The sequence below is a fragment of the Pseudomonas paracarnis genome (assembly GCF_904063055.1).
Classification (GTDB): Bacteria; Pseudomonadota; Gammaproteobacteria; order Pseudomonadales; family Pseudomonadaceae; genus Aquipseudomonas; species Aquipseudomonas paracarnis.
This window is the reverse complement of the sequence record NZ_CAJFCN010000001.1, coordinates 481,384-498,993: the sequence shown is the minus strand read 5'-3', so window position 1 is coordinate 498,993 and position 17,610 is coordinate 481,384. Positions and strand designations below refer to the sequence as shown.

The following is a 17,610-nucleotide window of genomic DNA, read 5'->3' as shown; positions in this document are numbered from 1 at the left end:
GCCGCGGCGCAACAAGTCGTCTTGTTCACGAGCCATCAACGCAGTCCCTCCAGCCAGCCATCAAGGCCACTGAAGGCATCACTGAAGGTGCGATCAAACAGCAACGGGGTAACGGAGACATAGCCTTGCATCACCGCATGAAAGTCCGTGCCCTCGCCGCCATCTTCGGCGTCACCGGCCGCGGCGATCCAGTATCCTTCCTTGCCGCGTGGGTCGACCACCTTCAAGGGCGCCGCAGCACGGGCGCGATGGCCCAGGCGCGTGAGTTGGATACCGCGAATATGGTCGAGGGGCAAGTTGGGGATATTGACGTTGAGCACCGTACGCGGCGGCAGGTCCAGGGAGCCATGGGCCTCCACCAGCTTGCGCGCGTAATACGCCGCCGTCGCCAGATTATCCAATTGCCGCGAGGCAAAGGAAAAGGCAAAGCCGGTGCGGCCCAGGAAGCGCCCCTCAAGGGCGGCCGCCACGGTACCGGAATACAGCACGTCATCACCCAGGTTGGCGCCCAGGTTGATCCCCGAGACCACCAGGTCTGGCTGGTGCTCCAGCAGACTGTTGATCGCCAGGTGCACGCAGTCGGTGGGGGTGCCGTTAACGCTGATAAAGCCATTGGCCAGGACCCGCGGGTGCAGCGGACGGTCGAGCGTCAGCGAACTGCTGGCGCCGCTCTTGTCCTGGTCGGGGGCAACCACCACGCACTCGGCGTAATCCTGCAGCGCAGCATGGAGCGCGGCAAGACCGGGTGCGGTGGCACCGTCATCGTTTGATATCAGAATACGCATGGGCTGTCCGTCTGCCCCACCGGCACCAGATCAACAAGCTCGCGCACCAAGACAGTGGCGAAGCATCCGGCCGGCAGGACGAATTCCAATTGCAGAATGTCAGGCCCGGGATAATGCCACGTCAACCCGCCAATGGGCAGTCGCAGAATGCGACGTTCCTGGCTCATTCCCGCCTTCACCAGCCAATCACGTAGGTCAGCTTCGCCAGCGGCGACAGATTGTTCCAGCTCGTATGTAAGACCTTTCGCCGGCGAATCGCCCTCGCCCCACTGCGGGCCGGTGGGATGCAGGTCCAGAATCGCCAGGCGCGGGTCACTGCACTCAGCTTCCCCGGCCGGAAAAAAACTGCGACTGTCGGTAAACGCCAGCAGATCGCCAACTTGGGCTCGCTGCCATGAACCGTCGGCGACACGAGCCGCCAACACTTGGTTGAACAGGTAACTGCGAGCGGTGGACAGCAAGCGCGAGCGCACGTTGCGCTGCTCGGGCAGGGCCTTGCGGGCGGCCCACTCGCGAGCATCCACCACGTTGCCGCCGTTGTGGCCAAAACGCTGGGAGCCGAAATAATTGGGGATGCCGTGCCGGGCAATCAACTGCAGACGTGCGTCGATGGCAGCGGTGTCGCCGACCAGTTGGGTCAGGCGCAAGGTGAAGCCGTTGGCCGAATGAGCCCCACGCTGCAACTTGCGTTTGTGACGGGCGGTTTTCAGGATCTTGAGGGTGTCGTTTTCTGCGCCGCTCATGTCCGGGTCGGCCTTGCCGGGCAATTGCACGCTGAACCACTGGCGGGTCAGGGCCTGACGGTCCTTGAGCCCGGCATAGCTGACGGTGCGCAATGGCACCCCAGCAGCCTTGGCGATACGCCGTGCCGCTTCCTCAGTGTTCAAGCCGCGCTTTTCCACCCACAGCCACAGGTGCTCGCCGTCGCCGGTCAGCGGGATGTCCAGCACCTCATCAACCTGGAAGTCTTCGGCTGTGGCCTTGAGTACCGCGCTGCCCAGGGCCTCGCCATAGGCCCTCGGGCCCAGCAGTTGCAGGTCGTTCATGCGCGCAGCAACAAGGCGACGGAGTGCACCGCGATGCCCTCTTCACGACCGGTAAACCCGAGCTTTTCGGTGGTGGTGGCTTTCACGTTGACTTGATCCAATTCAATTTGCAGGTCTGCGGCGATCGCTGTGCGCATCGCTTCGATATGGGGGGCCATTTTCGGCGCCTGGGCGACGATGGTGTTATCGACGTTGCCAACCTTCCAGCCCTTGACATGGATCAGGCCGACCACATGGCGCAGCAACACACGGCTGTCCGCGCCCTTGAAGGTGGGATCGGTGTCCGGGAAGTGCTTGCCGATATCGCCCAATGCAGCCGCGCCGAGCAAGGCATCGCTCAAGGCGTGCAAGACCACGTCGCCGTCGGAATGAGCCAGCAACCCATGGTGGTGTGCAATACGCACGCCGCCCAGGGTGATGAAATCGCCTTCAGCGAAACGGTGCACATCGTAGCCGTGGCCAATACGCATAAAAAAACGCCCCGATTTAATTCAGGGCGTGATTCTACCTACTTTTGCCTCAGATTAACCGAGCAAAGCACGACCATGATGCCGCAAATGGTCTTCGATGAAGCTGGCGATGAAGAAGTAGCTGTGGTCGTAGCCAGGCTGCAGGCGCAGTTCCAGCGGATGGTTGGCTGCCTTGGCTGCTTGCAGCAGGGCTTCGGGCTTGAGCTGAACGGCGAGGAAATCGTCGCGATCGCCCTGGTCCACTAACAGCGGCAACTTTTCCGAGGCTTCGCTGATCAGCACGCAGGCATCCCATTCACGCCACTTCGAGCGCTCTTCCCCCAAATAACGGGAAAAGGCCTTCTGGCCCCACGGACAGTCCATCGGATTGTTGATCGGCGAAAATGCCGACACCGACAGGTAACGTCCAGGGTTGCGCAGCGCACAGACCAGCGCACCGTGACCGCCCATGGAGTGGCCGCTGATGCCGCGTTTATCCGACGCAGGGAAATGCACCTCCACCAGTGCCGGCAATTCCTGCACCACGTAGTCATGCATCCGATAGTGCTTGGCCCAGGGTTCCTGGGTGGCATTGAGGTAGAAGCCGGCGCCGAGGCCGAAGTCCCAGGCATTGTCCGGGTCGCCCGGCACGCCGGGGCCACGGGGGCTGGTGTCCGGCGCGACGATAATCAAGCCCAACTCGGCGGCCATGCGCTGGGCGCCGGCCTTCTGCATGAAGTTTTCGTCAGTACAGGTCAAACCGGACAGCCAATACAACACCGGCAGCTTGCCGCCCTGCTCCGCTTGCGGAGGCAGGTAGACGGCAAAGGTCATGTCGCAACCGAGCACATCGGAATGATGCTTGTAGCGTTTATGCCAGCCGCCGAAGCTCTTCTGGCATGACAGGTTCTCCAGACTCATGGCCGACCTCAGAAGTGAATGACGGTACGAATGCTCTTGCCTTCATGCATCAGGTCAAACGCTTTGTTGATATCTTCCAGGCCCATGGTGTGGGTGATGAAGGTATCCAGCGGAATTTCACCGGACTGAGCCATTTCCACGTAGCTTGGCAATTCGGTACGACCGCGCACGCCACCAAACGCCGAACCACGCCAGACGCGACCGGTGACCAGCTGGAATGGGCGAGTGGCAATTTCCTGGCCAGCACCGGCCACGCCGATGATCACTGACTCGCCCCAGCCTTTGTGGCAGCACTCAAGGGCCGCACGCATCAGTTGCACATTGCCGATGCACTCGAAAGAGAAGTCCACGCCGCCGTCAGTCAGGTCGACAATCACGTCCTGGATTGGGCGGTCGTAGTCTTTCGGGTTGATGCAATCGGTGGCACCCAGTTGCTTGGCGATTTCGAACTTGGCCGGGTTGATATCAATAGCAATGATGCGACCGGCCTTGGCCTTGACTGCACCGATAATCGCCGACAGGCCAATACCGCCCAGGCCGAAGACGGCCACGGTGTCGCCCGGCTTGACCTTGGCGGTGTTGATCACCGCACCGATGCCGGTGGTGACACCACAACCGAGCAGGCAGACTTTTTCCAACGGCGCTTCTTTAGGAATCTTGGCCACGGAGATTTCCGGCAGCACGGTGTACTCGGAGAACGTCGAGGTGCCCATGTAGTGGAAAATCGGCTGGCCCTTGTAGGAGAAACGCGTGGTGCCATCCGGCATCAAGCCCTTGCCCTGCGTGGCGCGAATGGCCTGGCACAGGTTGGTCTTGCCACTCAGACAGAACTTGCACTTGCCGCATTCCGGGGTGTACAGCGGGATCACGTGATCGCCCACAGCCACCGAAGTTACGCCCTCGCCGATGGCTTCCACCACTGCGCCGCCTTCATGGCCGAGGATCGAAGGGAAGATGCCTTCCGGGTCCGCCCCCGACAAGGTGTAGGCGTCGGTGTGGCACACGCCGGACGCGACCACCCGCAGCAGCACCTCGCCAGCCTTGGGCATGGCGACATCCACTTCAACAATCTCAAGGGGCTTCTTGGCCTCGAAGGCTACGGCGGCACGGGACTTGATCATCCGGGTTTCTCCATCGGGTTAAAAACTGAGACGGTGAGTGTAAATCATCACCTATTGATGAATAATTCGGACTAAAGCAAAACATTATTGCTGTACAGGGACAATCACCATGCTGGAGAACCGCTGGGAAGGCATTGACGAGTTTGTCGCGGTGGCCGAATGCAGCCAGTTCACGGCGGCGGCCGAACGGTTGGGGGTGTCTTCATCCCATGTCAGCCGGCAAGTGGCGCGCCTTGAAGAACGCCTGCAAACCCGATTGCTGTACCGCAGTACGCGCAAGGTGACTTTGACCGAAGCCGGTCAGACCTTCCTGCAGCACTGCCAACGCCTGCAGGACGGTCGCGAGGAAGCGTTGCGGGCGGTGGGCGACCTGACCAGCGAACCCAAGGGCATGTTGCGCATGACCTGCGCCGTGGCCTATGGCGAACGCTTTATCGTGCCGCTGGTGACACGATTCATGGCGCACTATCCGCAACTGCGCGTGGACATCGAGTTGACCAACCGCTCGCTGGACCTGGTGCATGAAGGCCTCGACCTGGCCATCCGCCTGGGACGCCTGCAAGACTCGCGCATGGTTGCCAGCCGCCTGGCACCTCGACGCATGTACCTATGCGCGTCGCCCTCCTACCTCGAACGGTACGGTCGGCCACACAGTTTGTCGGAGTTGAGCCGGCATAACTGCCTGATTGGCAGCTCGGATATCTGGCAAATGGCCCAGGATGGGCGGGAATTTTCCCAGCGCGTGCAAGGCAATTGGCGCTGCAACAGCGGGCAAGCGGTGCTGGATGCGGCGTTACAAGGCATGGGCTTGTGCCAGTTGCCGGATTACTACGTGCTGGAGCATCTGCACAGCGGGGCGTTGGTGTCGTTGCTGGAGGCTCATCAACCGCCAAATACTGCGGTGTGGGCGTTGTATCCGCAGCAGCGGCATTTGTCGCCGAAGGTGAGGAAGCTGGTGGACTTTTTGAAGGTGGGGTTGGCGCAGAGGCCCGAGTACAAGCATTGAATTGAGGTGGTCTGCACCGGCCTCATCGCGGGCAAGCCCGGCTCCCACAGTTGGACGTGTTGTTTGATGTGGCAGCGATCAAATGTGGGAGCTGGCTTGCCTGCGATGAAGCAGACCCGGTCTGACAGGTTACCGCCGGTTAGCCCAGCGCAACTTCAACCACTCCAGGTCTTCCGGCCGAGTCACCTTGATATTGTCCGAACGCCCTTCGATCAGGCGCGGCGCCTGCCCGGACCATTCCATGGCCGACGCTTCATCGGTGATCACCGCATCGGCCACCAGGCTGTCGGCCAAGGCGCGATGCAAGGCGCCCAGGCGGAACATCTGCGGCGTGTAAGCCTGCCAGATCAGGCTGCGATCAACGGTATCCACCACACGGCCATGCTTGTCGACACGCTTGAGGGTGTCGCGCGCCGGCACCGCCAGCAGGCCGCCTACCGGATCGTCAGCCAGTTCCGCCAACAATTTGTCGAGGTCATCACGGCTCAGGTTAGGCCGCGCAGCGTCGTGCACCAACACCCAGTCGTCATCACTGGCGCCCAGGGCGTTGAGTTGCAGCAGCGCATTGAGCACCGAGCCGGAACGTTCCGAGCCCCCGTCGGCACGCTGGATACGCGGGTCAGTGGCGCATGCCAAGGTGGGCCAATAAGGATCGTCAATTGCAAGACTGACCACCAGGCCCTTGAGGCGTGGGTGGTCGAGAAAACAGCCGAGGCTGTGTTCGAGAATAGTGCGCCCGCCCAGTTGCAGGTACTGCTTGGGACGGTCTGCGGCCATACGGGCACCGACGCCCGCGGCAGGAATCACGGCCCAGAAGGCCGGTAAATCGTGGCTCATTGGGCCAACTGGTAGAGGGTCTCGCCCTCCTTGACCATGCCCAACTCATGACGAGCCCGCTCTTCAACGGTCTCCGTGCCTTTTTTCAGCTCAAGCACTTCAGCGTCCAGGACACGGTTGCGCTCCAGCAGGCGTTCGTTTTCGGCACGCTGGTCGGCAATTTGCTGGGTCAGTTCTTCCACCTGCGCAAAGCTGCCATTACCGACCCATAGGCGGTACTGCAGGCCAGCCAGCAACAAGAGCAAGACGAGGAACAACCAATTGGGACTGCGCATCGAAATCCGGGTATCCAGTTAAAAAAGACAGTCATGCAAACCTTTTGCAGCAACTGATAGCACAAAGCCTGGAAAAACCAGGCTTGCGCTTGTCAGTCAGCAGATTAGCGCCGAAATTCACACTGACGTGAGATTTCTGACGCAATCCGCCGACTTTTTACCATTTACTGCTTAGCCGCGAAACTCGCCGCGACCGTTGTACTTGGCTTTACCTGCCAACTGCTCTTCGATGCGCAGCAATTGGTTGTACTTGGACACGCGATCGGAACGGCACAGGGAACCGGTCTTGATCTGGCCCGCCGAAGTACCCACGGCCAGGTCGGCAATGGTGGAATCTTCGGTTTCGCCGGAGCGATGGGAGATCACGGCGGTGTAGCCCGCGGCCTTGGCCATCTGGATGGCTTCCAGGGTTTCGGTCAGGGTGCCGATCTGGTTGAACTTGATCAGGATCGAGTTGGCGATCTTCTTGTCGATGCCTTCTTTCAGGATCTTGGTGTTGGTCACGAACAGGTCGTCACCCACCAGCTGGATTTTTTCGCCGATCTTGTCGGTGAGGATTTTCCAGCCATCCCAGTCGGACTCGTCCAGGCCGTCTTCGATCGAGATGATCGGGTAGCGCTGGGTCAGGCCTTTGAGGTATTCAGCGAAGCCTTCGGAGTTGAACACCTGGCCTTCGCCGGACAGGTTGTACTTGCCGTCTTCATAGAATTCGCTGGCGGCGCAGTCCAGGGCCAGGGTCACGTCGGTGCCCAGCTTGTAGCCAGCGTTGGCCACGGCTTCGGAGATGACTTTCAGTGCGTCTTCGTTGGAGGCCAGGTTCGGCGCGAAACCGCCTTCGTCACCCACGGCAGTGCTCAGGCCACGAGCCTTCAGTACAGCCTTGAGGTGATGGAAAATCTCGGTACCCATGCGCAGGCCTTCGGAGAAGGACTTGGCGCCAACCGGCTGTACCATGAATTCCTGGATGTCGACGTTGTTATCTGCGTGCTCGCCACCGTTGATGATGTTCATCATCGGCACCGGCATCGAGTAGACGCCCGGGGTGCCATTCAGATTGGCAATGTGTGCGTACAACGGCAGGTCCTGGTCCTGCGCAGCCGCCTTGGCAGCTGCCAGGGACACTGCGAGGATGGCGTTGGCGCCGAGGCTGCCTTTGTTTTCAGTGCCGTCGAGCTTGATCATCGCGTGGTCCAGGGCTTTCTGGTCCAGCGGGTCCTTGCCCAGCAACAGGTCACGAATCGGACCGTTGATGTTGGCCACAGCCTTGAGTACACCCTTGCCCAGGTAACGGCTCTTGTCGCCATCACGCAGTTCCAGCGCTTCGCGCGAACCGGTGGAAGCACCGGACGGCGCGCAGGCGCTGCCGATGATGCCGTTATCGAGAAGCACGTCGGCTTCGACGGTGGGGTTGCCACGGGAGTCGAGAACTTCACGACCTTTGATGTCGACGATTTTTGCCATTGTTGTAAACACTCCAAAGTTGACGAAAACGACGCAGCTGAAGGAAATCTTTTGACCGACCGCAAGGGTGGAACAACGGGGCAGGCTTGCAGACGACAAGGCTCAGGCCCGGGGGCCTGAGCGTAAAGCGTGGGAAATTCTACCGGAGAAATGCCAGTTACGCGGTCTCTACCGTCGGAAAACTCTTGACCAGCTCGTCCAACTGCTTGAGTTGGGCCAGGAATGGCTCCAGCTTGTCCAGGCGCAGGGCGCATGGGCCATCACATTTGGCGTTGTCCGGGTCCGGGTGAGCTTCAAGGAACAGGCCCGCCAGGGACTGGCTCATGCCCGCCTTGGCCAGGTCCGTCACCTGGGCACGTCGCCCGCCAGCGGAGTCCGAACGACCACCGGGCATTTGCAGCGCGTGGGTCACGTCGAAGAACACGGGGTATTCGAACTGTTTCATGATGCCGAAACCGAGCATGTCCACCACGAGGTTGTTGTAGCCGAAGCTCGAACCCCGCTCGCAGAGGATCAACTGGTCGTTACCCGCTTCCACGCATTTGCTCAGGATGTGTTTCATCTCCTGAGGAGCGAGGAATTGGGCTTTCTTGATGTTGATCACCGCGCCGGTCTTGGCCATGGCGACTACGAGGTCGGTCTGGCGCGACAGGAAGGCCGGCAACTGGATGATGTCGCACACCTCGGCGACCACGGCAGCCTGCTCAGGCTCGTGGACGTCGGTGATGATCGGCACGCCGAAGGCTTGCTTGATGTCCTGGAAGATCCGCATGCCTTCTTCAAGGCCCGGGCCGCGATAGGAGGTGACGGACGAACGGTTGGCCTTGTCGAAGCTGGCCTTGAAGACGTAAGGGATACCCAGTTTCTGGGTGACCCGCACGTACTCCTCACACACCTGCATCGCCATGTCACGGCTTTCCAGCACGTTCATGCCGCCGAACAGCACCATGGGCTTGTCGTTGGCAATCTCGATGTCGCCTACGCGAATGATCTTCTGGGCCATCAGGTTTACGCCTTCTTCTGATGTTGCGTCAGTGCTGCTTTGACGAAACCACTGAACAACGGGTGACCGTCGCGCGGCGTCGAGGTGAACTCCGGGTGGAACTGACACGCCACGAACCACGGATGATCCGGTGCCTCGACCACTTCAACCAGCTTGCCATCACCGGAGCGGCCGGAGATTTTCAGGCCAGCTTCTTTGATCTGCGGCAGCAGGTTGTTGTTCACTTCATAGCGGTGGCGGTGACGCTCGACGATCACGTCCTTGCCGTAGCAGTCGTGTACCAGCGAGCCAGCTTCCAGCAGGCAATCCTGTGCACCCAGGCGCATGGTGCCGCCCAGGTCGGACGTTTCGGTACGGGTTTCAACCGCGCCAGTGGCGTCTTCCCACTCGGTGATCAGACCCACGACCGGATGGCCGCTGCTGTGATCGAACTCGGTAGAGTTGGCGTCTTTCCAGCCCAGCACGTTACGGGCGAACTCGATAACGGCCACTTGCATGCCCAGGCAGATACCCAGGTACGGCACCTTGTTTTCACGGGCGTACTGCACGGCAGTGATCTTGCCTTCCACACCACGCAGGCCGAAACCGCCGGGAACGAGGATAGCGTCAACACCTTCGAGCAGCGCGGTGCCCTGGTTCTCGATGTCTTCGGAGTCGATGTAGCGCAGGTTGACCTTGGTACGGTTGCTGATACCGGCGTGGCTCATGGCTTCGATCAGCGACTTGTACGCGTCCAGCAGTTCCATGTATTTGCCGACCATGGCGATGGTGACTTCATGCTCTGGGTTGAGCTTGGCGTCGACAACCGCTTCCCACTCGGACAGGTCTGCACCGCCGCACTGCAAGCCGAAACGCTCGACCACAAAATCATCCAGGCCTTGCGAATGCAGGATGCCCGGGATCTTGTAGATGGTGTCGGCGTCTTCCAGGGCAATCACCGCACGTTCTTCAACGTTGGTGAACTGCGCAATCTTGCGGCGCGAGGAAATATCGATCGGGTGATCGGAGCGGCATACCAGCACATCCGGCTGCAGGCCGATGGAACGCAGTTCCTTGACCGAGTGCTGGGTAGGCTTGGTTTTGGTTTCGCCGGCAGTGGCGATGTACGGCACCAATGTCAGGTGCATCAGCATCGCGCGCTTGGCGCCGACTTCGAAACGCAACTGGCGGATGGCCTCGAGGAACGGTTGGGACTCGATGTCACCCACGGTGCCACCGATCTCGACCATGGCCACGTCGGCATCGCCTGCACCCTTGATGATGCGGCGCTTGATTTCGTCGGTGATGTGCGGGATCACCTGGATGGTTGCACCCAGGTAGTCACCACGGCGCTCTTTGCGCAACACGTGCTCGTAGACACGGCCGGTGGTGAAGTTGTTGTTCTGGGTCATGGTCGTGCGGATGAACCGCTCGTAGTGGCCCAGGTCCAGGTCGGTCTCGGCGCCGTCGTGGGTGACGAACACTTCACCGTGCTGGAACGGGCTCATGGTGCCCGGGTCGACGTTGATGTACGGGTCCAGCTTGAGCATGGTGACCTTAAGTCCCCGCGCCTCCAGGATGGCCGCCAATGAAGCGGAGGCAATGCCTTTCCCCAATGAAGAAACAACACCGCCCGTGACGAATATGTAGCGCGTCATGAAAAACCCTAGAAGTCTGCGTTAAAGCGGTCCGAGCCGCCGGGGAAAGCGAAGGAAGGCCGAAGCCCCCGATCACCTGCATTAATCACAGTGCACCTTTCAAAAAAACCGCCGCGTTGTGACAGACCAGCAATGAAACACCGGTACGTTGATCGCTACACATTTTTTGGAATCGCCCAGCAAAGACTGCTTGGTAATCGGCAACGACTGCGATTCAGGCGAATCCACAGAAGTTGTATCAAGAAGGGAGCGTAGTCTACCGGAAAGGCGCTATCAGCTCAAATCTTGATCGCAGGTCTGTGGCAACCAATCCAATTGCACCTCACCCATCGACCGGGCCCATGCCCCCGCAACGCTTGGCACAGCCAGCAATTGCTCGCCCCGATAGACCAGCGGCAATCTGCCACGGACGAAGCCCGGCATGCCGCTTTCATTCAGCAGACGCTTGAGATCGCGCCGGCCTCGGCCCGGTACGTCGATGATTTCGCCACCCTGGCGATAACGCACCTGCAGCGGGCCTTCGGGGGCCTTGCCGATAAATCTCAGTTGGCCATTACCCGATAACTCTAGTGGATTTTGCGGATCGGGCCAGTTCACCGATGCGTCGGAAAACTCCGACCATGTTGTGGGCAACCACCAGATGCGTTCACCGCTACGCTGCATTTGGCCGTCGGCCAGGCGCCACAGAGGCTGTGCGTCACGCTTGGCATCGCGCAGGGCATGCCAACCGGCCCAGTGATCGCTGTCGGGTAAACGGGTCAGTGGCATGAGCCAATGCCGCAGGGCGTTACGCTGGCGGGCATCGGACAATTCACGCAATGGTTCAAGCGCCAGGGACTGCAGAGGCAACCAGGGAAACGCAGAAGGCTGATCGGCGCGCTGCAGGTCCATCAGCGCCAATTCGTCGAGCAGCCCCTGAGCCTCAGCCATGTGTTCAGCCGTGCGAGCCAGGTGGGTGATGGCCTGGGGCCAGCGCTCCGTCACGGCAGGGAGTACACGGTGACGCAAGTAATTGCGGGAAAACCGGGAATCAACGTTGGAGGGGTCTTCGATCCACTGCAACTGATGCTGATGGGCGTAGGCTTCCAGCTCGCTACGGGTGCACGCCAGCAACGGCCGCACCAAGCGGCCTTGGGCCAACGGGCGATGCTCAGGCATAGCCGTCAACCCTCGCACACCGGCGCCACGCAGCAGGCGAAACAGCAGGGTTTCGGCTTGATCGTCGCGATGCTGGCCAGTGAAAAGCACCTCCCCTGCCCCCATGATTTGCATGAACGCTTGGTAGCGCGCATCGCGCGCCGCACGTTCAAGGCTCGCGCCGGGCCTCACCTGCACACGCATGACGCGCAAGGGTACGCCCAGGCTGTCGCAGACCGATTGGCAATGAGCAGGCCACGCCTCGGCAGCAGCTTGCAGGCCATGGTGGACATGGACGGCGCTGACAGGAGGCAGATTTTCGATGTTGGCCAGTGAGACCAGGAGGTGCAGCAGGACGGTGGAGTCGAGACCGCCGGAGAACGCGATATGCCAGGCCGGGGCGTTGCGCCAGGGGGCCAGGGTGTGCAGGAGTGTGGCCGGCAGGGTTGGTTTCATCACACGTCACCGCCGCAAAGCTTGAATACGTTCGTCAGCATACACAAAGCAAATGTGGGAGCCGGGCTTGCCCGCGATGCAGGCACCTCGGTGTATCAGTGATACCAAGGTGATGCTATCGCAGGCAAGCCAGCTCCCACACAAGCCGGCTACTACATTGGGTACAGCGTCGGCTTAGAGGCCGTAGCTCATCAGGCGCTCATAACGACGAGCCAGCAGCGCTTCGTTATCCAACTTCTTGAGCATCGCCAGTTGCGACCCCAACTCGGCACGGATGGTCGCAGCGGCGGCAGCCGGGTCACGGTGGGCGCCGCCCAGTGGCTCGGCGATGACCTTGTCCACGATACCCAGGCCTTTGAGGCGATCGGCGGTGATGCCCATGGCTTCGGCAGCGTCCGGCGCCTTTTCGGCGGTTTTCCACAGGATCGAGGCACAACCTTCCGGCGAGATCACCGCGTAGGTCGAGTACTGCAACATGTTCAGTTGGTCGCAGACACCAATGGCCAGGGCACCGCCGGAACCACCTTCACCAATCACAGTGGCGATGATCGGGGTTTTCAGGCGCGCCATGACGCGCAGGTTCCAGGCAATCGCTTCGCTCTGGTTGCGCTCTTCGGCGTCGATACCCGGGTAGGCACCCGGCGTGTCGATGAAGGTCAGGATAGGCATCTTGAAGCGCTCGGCCATTTCCATCAGGCGGCACGCCTTGCGATAGCCTTCCGGGCGCGGCATGCCGAAGTTGCGGCGTACTTTCTCGCGCACTTCACGGCCTTTCTGATGACCGATCACCATCACCGGTTGGTCGTCCAGGCGAGCGATACCGCCCACAATGGCTGCGTCGTCGGAGAAATGACGGTCGCCGTGCAACTCGTCGAACTCGGTGAAGATGTGTTCGATGTAGTCCAGGGTGTAGGGACGGCGCGGGTGGCGAGCCAGGCGCGCGATCTGCCAGCTGGTCAGCTTGCCGAAGATGTCTTCGGTGAGCGTGCTGCTCTTGTCTTGCAGGCGAGCGATTTCATCACCGATGTTCAGCGAATTGTCATTGCCGACCAGGCGCAGCTCTTCGATCTTGGCTTGCAGGTCAGCGATCGGCTGTTCGAAATCAAGAAAATTCGGGTTCATAAGCGTCCGTCTTGGGTCGACGGCCAAGGGGTGCCTGGCCAGCCGGTTGTCTATTCGCGCCCTACCTTAAGGGAGAGGCGCGTTTAGGTCGAGATTAAATGTTTAGTCGAGATCAGATCTATCTGACCGTCAACGGTATTGGAGGAAGACGTTGTCTCGCCCGAACTGGTCACGCAAAGCTTGAATCAAGCCATCAGCGGGATCAATTCGCCACGTCTCACCAAACTGCAACATGGCCTTGGCATCGCTGCCGGTGTACTCCATGGTCACCGGGCATGCGCCACGATGGCGTTTTAGCAGGTCACCCAACCAGCGTAGCTGATCGCCTTTAAGCGCTTCGGTTTTGACCTTCAGGCGCAGGCTTTCGGCCAGGTTGGTGCGGGCGTCCTCCATGCTCATCACGCGCTTGATGCGCAGGCGCAGGCCACCGGAGAAGTCATCATTGCTGACCTCCCCTTCCACCACCACCATGGCGTCGGTCTGCAACAGCGATTGGGCGGAGTGAAACGCGTCGGCAAACAATGACGCTTCGATGCGGCCCGAGCGGTCATCGAGGGTGATGAAGCCCATCTTGTCACCCTTCTTATTTTTCATCACCCGCAGGGCGATGATCATACCGGCGACGGTCTGGGTATCCCGCGCCGGTTTGAGGTCGATGATGCGCTGACGGGCAAAACGGCGGATTTCGCCTTCGTACTCGTCAATCGGGTGACCGGTGAGGTACAGGCCCAAGGTGTCTTTTTCACCCTTGAGGCGTTCCTTCAGAGTCAGCTCCTTGGCCTTGCGGTGATTCGCGTAGACATCCGCATCCTCTTCGACGAACAGCCCGCCAAACAGGTCGGCGTGGCCGCTGTCATGGGTACGAGCGGTCTGCTCGGCGGCCTTGATCGCCTCTTCCATGGCGGTCAGCAGCACCGCCCGGTTACGATCGATATTGGCCTGGTAAGCCTTGGGCTCATCATGAAAATACGGGCCAAGACGGTCGAGTGCGCCGCTGCGGATCAGGCCATCGAGGGTACGTTTGTTGATGCGCTTGAGATCCACCCGCGCGCAGAAATCGAACAGGTCCTTGAACGGCCCGTCCTGACGCGCTTCGGTAATGGCCTCCACCGGACCTTCGCCCACGCCTTTGATCGCGCCGAGGCCATAGATGATGCGGCCTTCGTCGTTCACCGTGAACTTGAACTCCGAAGCGTTCACGTCCGGCGCGTCGAGGCGCAGCTTCATGGTGCGCACTTCCTCGATCAAGGTCACGACCTTGTCGGTGTTGTGCATATCCGCCGAGAGTACCGCCGCCATGAACGGTGCCGGGTAGTGGGCTTTCAACCAGGCGGTCTGGTACGACACCAGGCCATAGGCGGCGGAGTGGGATTTGTTGAAGCCATAACCGGCGAATTTTTCTACCAGGTCGAAGATGTTACCGGCCAGGTCGGCATCGATGTTGTTGGTGGCGCAACCTTCAATGAAACCGCCGCGCTGCTTGGCCATTTCCTCGGGCTTTTTCTTACCCATGGCGCGACGCAGCATGTCCGCACCGCCGAGGGTGTAGCCGGCCATCACCTGGGCGATCTGCATCACCTGTTCCTGGTACAGGATGATGCCGTAGGTCGGCGCCAGTACGGGCTTGAGGCCCTCGTACTGGTAGTCGGAGTGCGGGTAAGCCAGCTCGGCGCGGCCGTGTTTACGGTTGATGAAGTCATCCACCATGCCCGATTGCAGCGGGCCCGGACGGAACAGGGCCACCAGTGCGATCAAGTCTTCCAGGCAGTCGGGCTTGAGCTTTTTGATCAGCTCCTTCATGCCCCGGGATTCAAGCTGGAACACCGCCGTGGTTTCGGCTTTTTGCAGCAGGCTATAGGTCGGTTTGTCGTCCAGCGGGATAAACGCGATATCCAGCGGTTCTTCGCCGACCTTGGCACGGTCGCGGTTGATGGTCTTGAGTGCCCAGTCGATGATCGTCAGGGTCCGCAGGCCGAGGAAGTCAAACTTCACCAGGCCGGCGGCCTCCACGTCGTCCTTGTCGAACTGGGTGACCAGGCCGTCGCCTTCTTCATCGCAATAGATCGGCGAAAAGTCGGTGAGCTTGGTCGGCGCAATAACCACGCCACCAGCGTGTTTACCGACGTTACGCACCACGCCTTCGAGCTTGCGCGCCATGTCCCAGATTTCGGCGGCTTCTTCATCGACCTTGATGAAGTCGCGCAGGATTTCTTCCTGCTCGTAGGCTTTTTCCAGGGTCATGCCGACTTCGAACGGGATCATCTTCGACAGGCGGTCGGCCAAACCGTAGGACTTGCCCTGCACCCGCGCCACGTCGCGAATTACCGCTTTGGCGGCCATAGAACCGAAGGTGATGATCTGACTTACTGCGTTGCGGCCGTATTTCTCGGCCACGTATTCAATGACGCGGTCACGACCATCCATGCAGAAGTCGACGTCGAAGTCGGGCATGGATACCCGTTCCGGGTTCAGGAACCGTTCGAACAGCAGGTCATATTCAAGCGGGTCAAGGTCGGTGATCTTCTGTACGTAGGCCACCAGCGAGCCAGCACCTGACCCCCGGCCCGGACCTACCGGCACGCCGTTGTTTTTCGCCCACTGGATAAAGTCCATTACGATCAGGAAGTAGCCGGGGAACCCCATCTGGATGATGATATCCAGCTCGAAATTCAACCGATCGACATACACCTGGCGCTTGGCTTCGTAGTCCTCGGTGGTGTCCTTGGGCAGCAGGACGCTGAGGCGTTCCTCCAGGCCATCGAACGACACTTTGCGAAAGTATTCGTCGATGGTCATGCCATCGGGAATCGGGAAGTTGGGCAAAAAGTGCTTGCCCAGCTTTACTTCGATGTTGCAGCGCTTGGCGATCTCGACGGAGTTTTCCAGGGCCTCGGGCAAGTCGCTGAACAGCTCCGCCATTTCCTCGGCGCTTTTGAGGTACTGCTCTTCGCTGTAGTTCTTCGAGCGGCGCGGGTCATCCAGGGCCCGGCCTTCACCGATGCACACGCGGGTTTCGTGGGCTTCGAAGTCTTCTTTCTTGATAAAGCGCACATCGTTGGTCGCCACCAGCGGCGCACCCAGCTTATCGGCCAGGGCGACGGCAGCGTGCAGATGCTCTTCATCGTTGGGACGGTTGGTGCGCTGGACTTCCAGGTAGAACCGGCCTGGGAACACCTGCATCCACTCACGCGCCAGCACTTCGGCTTCCTGAGGGTTGCCGCCCAGCAGCGCGATACCGATTTCGCCCTCTTTGGCCGCCGAGAGCATGATCAGGCCTTCGCTGGCTTCGGCCACCCACTCGCGCTCGATGATGATCGAGCCGTTACGCTGGCCATCGATAAAGCCACGGGAGATCAGTTCGGTGAGGTTGCGATAACCCACGCCGTTCATCGCCAGCAGGCTGATGCGGCTCAGGGGGTTATCCGGGTCTTTGTTGGACAGCCAGAGGTCGGCGCCGCAGATCGGCTTGATGCCGGCGCCCATGGCGTTCTTGTAGAACTTGACCAGGGAACACATGTTGTTCTGGTCGGTAACCGCGACCGCAGGCATGTTCATGCCCACCAGGGTTTTGACCAGCGGTTTGATCCGTACCAGGCCGTCGACCAGGGAGTACTCAGTGTGCAGGCGTAGATGAACGAATGAAGCCGGCATAGTGATCCTGTCTTGATACATGAAAACAACAAGGCCCGGATTGTACCGGGCCTGGGTAAAAACATCAGCCTTGCTGCTAAACCTCGATCAGGCTTTCACGGGCCTCATAAGCCTGGCGCACCGGGGCAAACGAGCGGCGATGGATCGGGGCGGGGCCGAGCCGAGCCAGAGCTTCCAGATGAACGGGGGTCGGGTAGCCTTTATGGCCACCAATGCCGTAGCCGGGATAGATCAATTCGAACGCGGCCATTTCACGGTCGCGGCTGACCTTGGCCAGGATCGAGGCAGCCGCAATGGCCGGAACCTTGCTATCGCCCTTGACCACCGCTTCGGACGGCATTGTCAGTTTAGGGCAGCGGTTACCGTCGATCATCGCCATTTTCGGGGTGATGTGCAGCCCTTCCACAGCACGCTGCATCGCCAGCATGGTGGCGTGCAGGATATTCAGCTCGTCGATTTCTTCGACTTCAGCCCGGGCGATATGCCAGCTCAGGGCTTTTTCACAGATTTCGTCATAGAGTTTTTCGCGACGGGCTTCGGTGAGCTTCTTCGAATCGTTGAGCCCCAGGATCGGGCGGTTCGGATCAAGGATCACCGCCGCCGTAACCACTGCGCCACAGAGCGGACCGCGCCCGACTTCGTCAACACCCGCCACCAGTTCGTGGGCCTGGGCAACGAGGCTGAAATCCAGGCCCATTTGCAT

Annotated in this window: 15 protein-coding genes; 1 reads left to right on the top strand and 14 read right to left on the bottom strand. The window is 60.3% G+C overall.

Annotation, left to right across the window (positions count from 1 at the left end; genetic code table 11):
- Positions 1 to 35: 35 nt before the first annotated feature.
- The 5 genes from surE to JMV15_RS02205 are packed head-to-tail and all read right to left on the bottom strand — an operon-like array spanning position 36 to position 4,322.
- Positions 36 to 785, bottom strand: coding sequence for a 5'/3'-nucleotidase SurE (gene surE / locus JMV15_RS02225; protein WP_014717247.1), 750 nt, complete (start codon positions 783 to 785; stop codon positions 36 to 38).
- Positions 773 to 1,831 carry a tRNA pseudouridine(13) synthase TruD gene (truD, locus tag JMV15_RS02220; RefSeq protein ID WP_032903247.1) on the bottom strand — a complete coding sequence of 353 codons (1,059 nt, stop codon included), beginning with the start codon at positions 1,829 to 1,831 and terminating at the stop codon, positions 773 to 775. The genes surE and truD overlap by 13 nt, the downstream gene beginning before the upstream one ends.
- Positions 1,828 to 2,301, bottom strand: a complete 474-nt coding sequence (gene ispF, locus JMV15_RS02215) for a 2-C-methyl-D-erythritol 2,4-cyclodiphosphate synthase (RefSeq protein ID WP_201491247.1) — start codon at positions 2,299 to 2,301, stop codon at positions 1,828 to 1,830. Before ispF ends, truD begins: the two co-directional genes overlap by 4 nt.
- Positions 2,302 to 2,355: 54 nt before the next feature.
- Positions 2,356 to 3,201: an S-formylglutathione hydrolase gene (gene fghA, locus JMV15_RS02210; RefSeq protein ID WP_014717244.1), complete on the bottom strand. Its 846-nt coding sequence runs from the start codon at positions 3,199 to 3,201 to the stop codon at positions 2,356 to 2,358.
- Positions 3,202 to 3,209: 8 nt separating this feature from the next.
- On the bottom strand, positions 3,210 to 4,322 hold the full coding sequence (locus tag JMV15_RS02205) for an S-(hydroxymethyl)glutathione dehydrogenase/class III alcohol dehydrogenase (RefSeq protein WP_014717243.1): 1,113 nt from the start codon (positions 4,320 to 4,322) through the stop codon (positions 3,210 to 3,212).
- A 109-nt stretch (positions 4,323 to 4,431) separates the two neighbouring features.
- Between JMV15_RS02205 and JMV15_RS02200 the strand changes: the two genes are divergently transcribed.
- Entirely contained in the window at positions 4,432 to 5,328 is an 897-nt protein-coding gene (locus JMV15_RS02200) for a LysR substrate-binding domain-containing protein (RefSeq protein WP_019817856.1), read from the top strand.
- A gap of 129 nt (positions 5,329 to 5,457) precedes the next feature.
- Here JMV15_RS02200 and ispD read toward each other — a convergent pair whose 3' ends face one another.
- The 9 genes from ispD to rnhB form a co-directional block, all read right to left on the bottom strand.
- Complete coding sequence (gene ispD, locus JMV15_RS02195; RefSeq protein WP_014717241.1) at positions 5,458 to 6,165, bottom strand: 2-C-methyl-D-erythritol 4-phosphate cytidylyltransferase; 708 nt, start codon at positions 6,163 to 6,165, stop codon at positions 5,458 to 5,460.
- Positions 6,162 to 6,440, bottom strand: coding sequence for a cell division protein FtsB (gene ftsB, locus JMV15_RS02190; RefSeq protein ID WP_003189195.1), 279 nt, complete (start codon positions 6,438 to 6,440; stop codon positions 6,162 to 6,164). Before ftsB ends, ispD begins: the two co-directional genes overlap by 4 nt.
- Positions 6,441 to 6,611: 171 nt before the next feature.
- Positions 6,612 to 7,901: a phosphopyruvate hydratase gene (gene eno, locus JMV15_RS02185; RefSeq protein WP_003189193.1), complete on the bottom strand. Its 1,290-nt coding sequence runs from the start codon at positions 7,899 to 7,901 to the stop codon at positions 6,612 to 6,614.
- Positions 7,902 to 8,058: 157 nt separating this feature from the next.
- A complete protein-coding gene (gene kdsA, locus JMV15_RS02180; RefSeq protein WP_003189190.1) occupies positions 8,059 to 8,904 on the bottom strand; it encodes a 3-deoxy-8-phosphooctulonate synthase in 846 nt (281 codons plus the stop codon).
- A gap of 5 nt (positions 8,905 to 8,909) precedes the next feature.
- Complete coding sequence (locus JMV15_RS02175; protein WP_003189189.1) at positions 8,910 to 10,541, bottom strand: CTP synthase; 1,632 nt, start codon at positions 10,539 to 10,541, stop codon at positions 8,910 to 8,912.
- A 273-nt stretch (positions 10,542 to 10,814) separates the two neighbouring features.
- On the bottom strand, positions 10,815 to 12,134 hold the full coding sequence (tilS, locus tag JMV15_RS02170) for a tRNA lysidine(34) synthetase TilS (RefSeq protein WP_201491246.1): 1,320 nt from the start codon (positions 12,132 to 12,134) through the stop codon (positions 10,815 to 10,817).
- A gap of 174 nt (positions 12,135 to 12,308) precedes the next feature.
- Positions 12,309 to 13,256, bottom strand: coding sequence for an acetyl-CoA carboxylase carboxyltransferase subunit alpha (locus JMV15_RS02165; RefSeq protein WP_003189182.1), 948 nt, complete (start codon positions 13,254 to 13,256; stop codon positions 12,309 to 12,311).
- Positions 13,257 to 13,385: 129 nt separating this feature from the next.
- Entirely contained in the window at positions 13,386 to 16,907 is a 3,522-nt protein-coding gene (dnaE, locus tag JMV15_RS02160) for a DNA polymerase III subunit alpha (RefSeq protein WP_003189180.1), read from the bottom strand.
- A gap of 76 nt (positions 16,908 to 16,983) precedes the next feature.
- A complete protein-coding gene (gene rnhB / locus JMV15_RS02155) occupies positions 16,984 to 17,610 on the bottom strand; it encodes a ribonuclease HII (RefSeq protein ID WP_162471687.1) in 627 nt (208 codons plus the stop codon).